The 8248-nt window shown below is 51.6% G+C and carries 9 protein-coding genes; all 9 read right to left on the reverse strand.

Translation table 11 applies throughout. The features are described from left to right. The coding region (locus tag ACJROR_RS01410) for a hypothetical protein (RefSeq protein WP_406545540.1) at positions 1 to 186 on the reverse strand (186 nt) is incomplete at its 3' end. 170 nt (positions 187 to 356) lie between these two features. Then, on the reverse strand, positions 357 to 1223 hold the full coding sequence (locus tag ACJROR_RS01415) for a DUF4261 domain-containing protein (protein ID WP_406545541.1): 867 nt from the start codon (positions 1221 to 1223) through the stop codon (positions 357 to 359). 191 nt (positions 1224 to 1414) lie between these two features. Further along, positions 1415 to 1915: a flavodoxin gene (locus ACJROR_RS01420; RefSeq protein WP_406545542.1), complete on the reverse strand. Its 501-nt coding sequence runs from the start codon at positions 1913 to 1915 to the stop codon at positions 1415 to 1417. Positions 1916 to 2108: 193 nt separating this feature from the next. Beyond that, positions 2109 to 2975, reverse strand: a complete 867-nt coding sequence (locus ACJROR_RS01425; RefSeq protein ID WP_406545543.1) for a hypothetical protein — start codon at positions 2973 to 2975, stop codon at positions 2109 to 2111. Positions 2976 to 3134: 159 nt separating this feature from the next. After that, positions 3135 to 3941: a hypothetical protein gene (locus ACJROR_RS01430; RefSeq protein WP_406545544.1), complete on the reverse strand. Its 807-nt coding sequence runs from the start codon at positions 3939 to 3941 to the stop codon at positions 3135 to 3137. 250 nt (positions 3942 to 4191) lie between these two features. Continuing rightward, positions 4192 to 4995, reverse strand: coding sequence for a hypothetical protein (locus ACJROR_RS01435; RefSeq protein ID WP_406545545.1), 804 nt, complete (start codon positions 4993 to 4995; stop codon positions 4192 to 4194). Positions 4996 to 5421: 426 nt separating this feature from the next. Next, a complete protein-coding gene (clpX, locus tag ACJROR_RS01440) occupies positions 5422 to 6726 on the reverse strand; it encodes an ATP-dependent protease ATP-binding subunit ClpX (protein ID WP_406042878.1) in 1305 nt (434 codons plus the stop codon). 53 nt (positions 6727 to 6779) lie between these two features. Next, on the reverse strand, positions 6780 to 7403 hold the full coding sequence (gene clpP / locus ACJROR_RS01445) for an ATP-dependent Clp endopeptidase proteolytic subunit ClpP (protein WP_406545546.1): 624 nt from the start codon (positions 7401 to 7403) through the stop codon (positions 6780 to 6782). Positions 7404 to 7601: 198 nt separating this feature from the next. Next, positions 7602 to 8248: hypothetical protein (locus ACJROR_RS01450; RefSeq protein WP_406545547.1), on the reverse strand; the 647-nt coding region annotated here is incomplete at its 5' end.

Here is an 8248-nt window from a genome sequence, read left to right on the forward strand (position 1 = left end):
ATCGGGCAGAACATTGTCAGGGACAGCGGCATCGTCTGCAACAGCCGGGGCGGAGATGGTCAGAGTCCCGGTTATAAAAAGGACTGCGGCGGCGGCCAGAGTCAGAACGGTTTTCCGGGGAATTACATCATTCTCAAGGCCGGCGGTAAGGTCTGCGTCAGGGGTTGCGGTTTTACTGTCAGTCATGATCATTTCTCTTTTTTTCCTCTTTCATCTCTTTTCCTCTTTCACCTCTTTTTCTCTTTCGCCTCTTTACCGGTTCAGCGGATACGGCGTCTTTCTTTGCAGCCGCGGTCAGAAGACATGCGGACATGCCCTGACTGAAATTGCCTGGCCGGGAAAGCCGGACTGCTGATTTATCTGTCACCTGCGGCATAAACACCGGTATTAACGTCCAGTACTTCACGCGCGGGCTGAATCAGGGATTCTTCGTAATTGAGCTGCCACTGAACTTCGCTGGTTATTTCTCCGTCTTCAGCAACTCCGTCAAACGTATCCCCCGGCTTGATAACAGAGCCGTTATCAAACAGGTATGACAGGAGCGCGTACGCATGATTAATCACATGAGAAACGTTCAGGCCATGAAAATGGTACTGCGCATCCGGGAGTCCCAGCATGCTCATTCCCAGAGAGTCCACAATAAAATCATCGGAGCCCTCAAGCCTGAAAAATCTGACATTGACCGCATAGTGAATAAACCGGAAGTCCTGCGGGAGATCGCAGTTCACGATGTCTTCTCTCGCATGCATTTTCTTTGAGTTCTCAAAAAGCAATGCTTCGCAGCCCGGAAACGCCTCCGTCAGGGCTTCAGTGTACTCAGTGAGCATCTTAGCGTGCTCCCGGTAATCCAGAACCGCGCTCAGCATATCGGTGGCCGCTATCCGGTAATGACATTCCTCCAGAATGGTCTCCGCATCCTCGCAATTCCATAACTGGGTAGCCGCAATATCATCAAGAAGGGGTTTGTCAATTTCCGCGCACTTCATGAGCACAAGCTGCGGAGTAAGTTCATGGCCGTCAATCGTTACCTTGTATTTGTCAGCGGAAAAGACGGCCATATTCTCGCCGGAGCTCATTAAGGTTACATCGCCGAGATGCTTTTTAAGAATATTCAGCAGAGTGTCCCTGTCCGGGAAGGGAGTGTTTTCCTTAAAAAGCAGACTCACCCCGAAATGTCCGCTGCCTGCGGATTCCTTCTGACTTAAATCCTGCTGTAAAACCATTTTTTTGTCCTCCTTTATTAGCTTTCCTTCATTGCCGCTTTCTGTTTCTCCGCCTGGCTGGCAGCCGGCTGCCGGATGTCAGGACGACAGCGCAAAAACCCGCCGGCCCTCTCAATGTCAGTCATTGATGGGATAATGGCTGATAAGGTATTCCCCGACTCCCGGAACGTCAGGATCGTGATTTGACATCGTCACTCCCGACCCAGAAGCCAGTTTTCCACCGTTTTCCTGGCATTCCTGGCCTGGGATCCTCTGATGGCAAGTCCGTTCGCATCCACATGAGCCCCCGGGCACATTCTCTTCACATCGGAAACCATGCTGCCCAGACCGGAGCCCTCATGGGTGCTTACTACCAGAACTGTTTTTCCGGAAAAGTCCAGCCCTTCAAGAGCAGTCTCAATCTCCGGCGCATAGGTGCCCCAGTAAATCGGACTCATCACAAACACAGTGTCATATGCCGAGATGTCCCGGAGCTTCTCCTTCAGGGGCGCGTTCCCGATGCGCTGCTTTGCTTCCTGAATGCAGGTTTTGTAATCAGCGGCGTAGGGTACCAGGGGCTCAGCCCTGAACATATCCGCGCCGGTAAGCTCCTGAACGAACTCCGCCGCATACTCCGTGTTGCCCTTGTCAATATAGCCCACAGCGTAGTTCTCATCGGCTCTGCTGAAATAGATAATCAGAGATTTGCTCACGTTTTCCTCCAAGCGGTTAAGGTGAGGCGCCTGTTTTCCGAAGCTCGGCACCATTTCATATTCCCAGAACCAAGGTCAGGATTTCCTTTTCAAAAACTTAAGATCTGCGGTCATCCCGCCTGCATCATTGCTATGGAAAAGGAGCCCCGGGAATTTCCTGCATGCGCCAGCTTAAAGCCATACTTCCCGAAAATCACTCTGCTTTTTTCCATACTACCAGGGAGCGCCAGTCATCCTCGTCAAACACGGGGCCATCGTCAGGCTCATCCTCAAACTCTGAGGCATTGCATTCATATTTCAGGAGCTTGATGCCATTCTCTTTCAGCTGTTCCAGCTTTTCCCGGCATGAAACCTCAAAATCGTCCATCAGGTCATTGATCGAATCTTCATCCCAGTTATCATAGCAGTCATCAAGACTGGCCCCGATAGTGTCATTCAGTTTCTCCTCGATTATGCTGCGAAGCTCTTCTGCCGTTGCCGACGGGTTATCCTCCAGAGCTTTCCCCAGAAGCGACTTCACCTTGTCGGGATCCTGAATCACGCAAACAATGTCAACGCCATAGGAGAATCCCTCCTCATCACCTTCTTCGTTTTCCCAGGAAAGCTCGCCGATCATGCTGTGCGGAATTTCCTCGGCGCAAAGTTCCCGGAAGCCTTTATGAGGAGACTCCTGACATTCTCCGAGATTGCTTTCTGCAAACAGCTCCCGGTACATGGCGGCCAGGAAATCCGCTGTTTCATCATTAAGAAGGCACCTTTCCCGGATGTCCGCGGCGAGGGACTTCGGAGACAGATTCTTTGCGCCTTTCTTAGCTTTTGTTTTCGTGCCTTGTTTGGCGCCTTTTTTCGTCTTTGCTTCCGCGGCGGTTTTCGCATCGCTGTGAATATCAGCCAATATCGTGCAGTGAACGGCTCTGGCCAGGGCCGGGGAAATCTTATCCTTAAGCTCATCATAAACGCTCAGAGGATGCTCTGAAAGATAGTCCGGGCCCTTTTCGCTGATAATGTCATGGAGGCGATCTGCCAGTTCTTCCGGAGTGATGGTCATCTCTTTTGTCATCTGTTTTGTCCTTCTTCATTTCTTAGGTTAGCTCAGCAGAACTCGTTTGCGGGATGCTGCGGGCCGGCGTCTTGCACGGCAAAGCGGACTCCCGGGAGAATTCGCTAAATGGCTGCCCAAAAACGAAGCTCCCCAAAAACAGTCTGCCCGGGCTTCCTGCTACCAGCGACGACCATAATCATAATCGCTTTCAAAATCAGACTGGTCGGTACTGCATTCATATTTAACCAGCTTGATGCCATTATCTTTAAAAAACTCTTCTATCGCATCCCGGCAGTCAAAATCATCCATATACGGCTCATAATACGAATCTCCGGTTACATAGTCATCAAGATAGTTTTGAATAACATCGTCCAGTTCATCCTCGATGATTTTGCAAAGCTCTTCCGCCGTGGCAAAAGGGTTAACGTCCAGAGCTTTTCCCACCAGCATCAGCGCCTTGTCAGGATCCTGAATCCCGTAAACAAGATCAACATCGCAGGAGCAGTCCACATGACCTCCGTTAGCATGCCAGGTACTATCCCCGGAATACTGGTATTCCATTTCCTCGGAGCAAAGCTCACGAAAGCCTGCAAGGGCGTGCTCCTGCCATTCACTGAGATTGCTTTCTGAAAACAGCGAAAGGTACACAGCTGCCAGAAAATCCGCAATTTCGGCATTAAGAAAGCACCTTTCCCGGATGTCCGCGGCAAGGGCCTCCTGAGACAGTTTTTTTACCCCCTTCCCAGCTGCTTTTTTCGTGCTGTTTTTCGCCTCAGCCTCCGCATCGCTGTGAATATCAGCCAGTATCGTGCTGAGAAGAGATCTGGCCAGAGGCGGAGATACCTTATCCCGCAGCATCTCATCATAAACGCTCAGGGGATGCTCTGAAAGATAGCCCAGGCCCTTCTCGCTGATAATGTCACAGAGGCGGTCTGCCAGCTCTTCAGGAGTGATGGTCATCTCTTTTATCATCTGTTCGGTCATTGGTTATTTCCTTCTTCATTGCTGATGATTTATGGGGTATCAGCTTGTTTGCAGGCTGCTGCGAGCTGTCGCCGGAGAGTTTTTCCTGTCTGCCGCCCCCTGACTTCCATTCTCGCTGCGGTTACTGAAATTCTACCGTCTCAGCGCGGCTTCAGAAACTGCTCCCTCAGGTATTCCGCGCCGGGATCACAGACCGTAATCCGTAATCCGGAGCCGGAAAATCTCCCGCAGGGCGCGCTCCGCCGCAAAATTACCAGCGAGCCTCAAAATCCTCCTCGTAATCAGATGCGTCGGTGTCGCAGTCATACCTCACCAGTTTAAGGCCATGCTTTTCAAAAAAATCTTCTATCACCCAGCGGCATTCACCGGGAAAATCATCCATGTCTGGCTCATAATAAGGGTCTCCGGTTACCCATTCGTCCAGCCGGTTCTGAATAAGCTCGTCCAGATGGCTTCCTATTTCCGCGGCAAGCCTGTCCGCCGAAACCCCGGGATTATCATCAAGGAGATGCTTTAAGAACAGCTTGGCTTTGTCCGCATCCTGCACCCCGTACACCAGGGCAACCTCACAGGAGCAGTCAATATGCACCCCGCTCCGCACCGCGCGCCAGGTGCTTTCGCCAGAATACCGGTACTGCCATTCTTCGGAGCATAATTCCCGAAACCCTTCGTTAGCGTCATCATCTCGGTACTTCAGGCTGTCATCCGAATACAGCAGCAGGTAAATTTCCGCCAGCAAATCCGAAATGGCGGCATTGAGAAAACACTTTTTGCGGATCAGGCCGGAAATCTCCTCCTTATGCTTCCCCTCCGCCTCCAGATGGATGCCGGCCAGAAGCGTGACCAGCGCAGATCCGGCAAAATCCGGGGTTATCCCCTCATCTGTCAGGCGGGTATAAACGCTGAAAGGATCTCGGGAAAGAACATCCCGGCCCTGCTCGCTGATTATGGTTCTAAGACGGGCGGCAAGATCCTGAGGCCGGACATCCTGAACAAGGTTTGGCGCCTGATCGTGAACAAAGCCCTGAGCAGTCTTCTGAGCTGATATTTTCATGGGAATGGTCTCCGCTGATTTGGGCAGGCAGTTTTTTTGCGCCCCCTGCCGAAACGGCCGCTCCCGAAATTTTACCGTTTCAGAAGCCTTCCCGAAAACAAAAATCCCGCAAACCTGCGAAAGCTCTCATCTCCCGGCAGATTCTCCCTGCTTGTTCCGGCTTTGCCGGACACTCAGTTTTTTTTCCTCCCCTAAAAGCGCAAAACCCCCGGAGATATCCGGGGGCTTTTAAGATTCTCTTAATCAGTTTACTTGCCATATGCGCCGAAGAAGGTTCTGAGCCGGAGACCGCGGGGAAGTCCCCGGCTTCTCCCTGAGAAGCCCGCCCGGCTTGCTAAACGGGGCTCCGCCCCTCCGTCACACCACCGAAAAACAAAAACTCCCGCCTCAGCAGGAGTTCCCGAAAAAGATTTATCCGTCAGGACGTTATGAGCCAGAGCCTGTGCTTAAGAGCTGGGAATCGTACACCAGAATGGGATCCCGTCCGTCCGTTACCACATCCTTGTTGATGATCACCTTGGCCACATCGCTGTTGGAAGGAAGCTCGTACATGGTGTCCAGGAGAATGCCCTCCATAATGGAACGGAGTCCCCGGGCGCCGGTATGCCTTTCAATGGCCTTGTCTGCCATGGCCTCCAGAGCGTCATCGGTGAATTCCAGCTTGACCTTGCCCAGCTTGAACATGGCCTCGTACTGTCTGGTAAGAGCATTCTTAGGAGCTCTCAGGATGGTGACCAGAGCATCCTTGTCCAGCTCGTCCAGAGAAGCGATAACCGGCAGACGGCCGATAAGCTCGGGGATAATGCCGAACTTGCTGAGGTCGTCAGGTTCCACCGCCTCGATTCTCTCGGAAAGGCTCATCTTGTTGCTTTCCCCGAATACCTCGGCGCCGAAGCCGATGCCGGAGTTCTTCTGCACGCGGCGTTCCACGATCTTGTCAATGCCGGCAAAGGCACCGCCGCAGATAAAGAGAATCTTGGAGGTGTCAACCTGCACAAAATCCTGCTGGGGATGCTTTCTGCCGCCCTGAGGAGGCACGGAGGCAATAGTGCCCTCGATAAGCTTCAGGAGAGCCTGCTGCACGCCTTCGCCGCTGACGTCCCGGGTGATGGAGGGGTTCTCGGATTTGCGGGCGATCTTGTCGATTTCGTCAATAAACACAATGCCCTTCTGAGCCTTCTGCACATCGTAGTCGCAGTTCTGCAGGAGCTTCTGAATGATATTCTCCACGTCCTCGCCCACGTAGCCGGCCTCGGTCAGCGTGGTGGCATCGGCCATGGCGAAGGGCACATTCAGGAACCTGGCCAGAGTCTGCGCCAAAAGGGTCTTGCCGGAACCCGTGGGACCAATAAGCAGAATATTGGACTTCCCCAGCTCCACGCCGTCAAATTCATCACCGACGAGCTGCCGCTTATAGTGGTTGTACACTGCCACCGAAAGAATCTTTTTGGCCTTTTCCTGCCCGATGACATACTCATCCAGATGCGCCTTGAGATCTCTCGGAGCGGGAAGCTTCTTCAGATCCTCCAGATAGTCGGTCTTTTCGTTCTGCTTCTTTTTCTGATCCTTGGAAATGATGTCATTACAGAGATCCACGCACTCATTGCAGATATAAACGTCATCTCCGCCCTTGATAAGCCTGGCCACTTCATACTGTGACTTGTTGCAAAAGGAACAATGCAGCGTTTTGGTTCCTCCGGAAGTAGGTCCGTCTTTCTTATTTCCTGCCATGTATATTTCCTGCCGCTTTTATAATCGTGTGTATTCCTGTTCAGGCGCCCCGGTTACGGACGCTTGGTTAAAACCTCGTCTATAAGACCAAAATCCTTGGCTTCTTCGGCTGACATGAAGTTGTCTCTGTCGGTGGCCTGAACTATTTCCTCATAAGGCCGGCCGGTATGGAATGAAAGCTTCTTATTCATCTCCTCCTTGATACGGAGGGTTTCCCGGGCATGGATCTCGATATCCGAAGCCTGGCCCTTGAAGCCGCCCAGCACCTGATGAATCATGATCCGCGAGCTCGGAAGAGAATAACGCTTGCCCGGAGCTCCGGCTGCCAGCAGGAAGGAGCCCATGGAGCAGGCCTGCCCCAGACACAGGGTGCAGACATCCGGCTTGATAAACTGCATGGTATCGTAAACGCTCATGCCGGCTGTCACCGCGCCGCCGGGAGAATTGATATAAAGATAAATATCCTTGTCCGGATCCTCTGATTCCAGAAAGAGGAGCTGAGCCACTACGAGATTGGCCATATGATCCTCAACCTCTCCCACCAGAAACACGATTCTCTCCTTAAGGAGCCGGGAATAAATATCGTAGGATCTTTCACCCTTGGCGGTCTGTTCAATAACATACGGAATTAAAGCTGCCTTTTCTGCAAGGCTGCCGGCGCTGCTTTCAAATGACATCTGTCTTCATCCAAAAAAATCTTGTCTCATAATCAGTTAAACGATTTTAACATTTTATAGCGGTTTATGCGACAAAAAGTCTTATTTTCTGTCCCGGAAACACATCCGGAAAAAAGCCCCTAAAACAAAACCTGCCAGATAAAAATCCGACAGGCTTTGTCATCAGAAACGCCCCGGAGGGGGCTGCTTCACTCGGAATCAGAGCACCTGAGTAAGCTCGTAAAAGCTCTTCTTGGTAACGTTCAGCTTAGCATGATCAAAGAAGTAATCAGCAATCTGCTTCTGGAAGGACATATCAGCAAACTTGTAGTACATCTGCTTATTGTTCATCACAGCCTTCTTGTATTCCTCGGAGCTGTCATAAGCGGAGGCCACCATGTCGATGTAAGCTTCCACAGCCTTGGGATCAAGCTTAATGCCATACTTGTTCACAAAGGCATCGATTACATATTTAACAGTCAGATTGTGCTTAACGCTGCTGGCAATGGCCTCATCGGAAGGAAGGGGTCTCTTGCGGGACTCATAGTCCTTTTTGATGTTGTCGGCATAGGTTTCGGCCAGTCTGGAAGGAATGTCAAAGCCGCCGAATTCGCTTACCAGCTTATCCACAACAGTCTTCACATTCCTGTCATTAACAACCTTGCTGATCTCGCGATCCATGTTCTTGCGCACTTCGGAACGGAAATCGTCAACAGTCTTGGCAGTATCGCTGAAGTATGCGAAAAACTTCTCGTCAAGCTCCGGAAGCTGATTTTCGGAAACCCTCTCCAGCTTGGCCTTGAACACTGCGGGCTTGCCGGCAAGTTCCTTTTTGCCGTAATTCTCAGGGAAGGTCACATTGATGT

Origin of the sequence: Succinimonas sp. (assembly GCF_045225735.1) — a bacterium.
Classification (GTDB): Bacteria; Pseudomonadota; Gammaproteobacteria; order Enterobacterales; family Succinivibrionaceae; genus Succinimonas.

Excerpts from the sequence above, each read along its gene's own strand:
- ACJROR_RS01415 (WP_406545541.1), bottom strand. The coding sequence starts at position 1,223 with ATGGTTTTACAGCAGGATTTAAGTCAGAAGGAATCCGCAGGCAGCGGA.
- ACJROR_RS01425 (WP_406545543.1), bottom strand. The coding sequence starts at position 2,975 with ATGACAAAAGAGATGACCATCACTCCGGAAGAACTGGCAGATCGCCTC.
- ACJROR_RS01430 (WP_406545544.1), bottom strand. The coding sequence starts at position 3,941 with ATGACCGAACAGATGATAAAAGAGATGACCATCACTCCTGAAGAGCTG.
- ACJROR_RS01435 (WP_406545545.1), bottom strand. The coding sequence starts at position 4,995 with ATGAAAATATCAGCTCAGAAGACTGCTCAGGGCTTTGTTCACGATCAG.
- clpX (WP_406042878.1), bottom strand. The coding sequence starts at position 6,726 with ATGGCAGGAAATAAGAAAGACGGACCTACTTCCGGAGGAACCAAAACG.
- clpP (WP_406545546.1), bottom strand. The coding sequence starts at position 7,403 with ATGTCATTTGAAAGCAGCGCCGGCAGCCTTGCAGAAAAGGCAGCTTTA.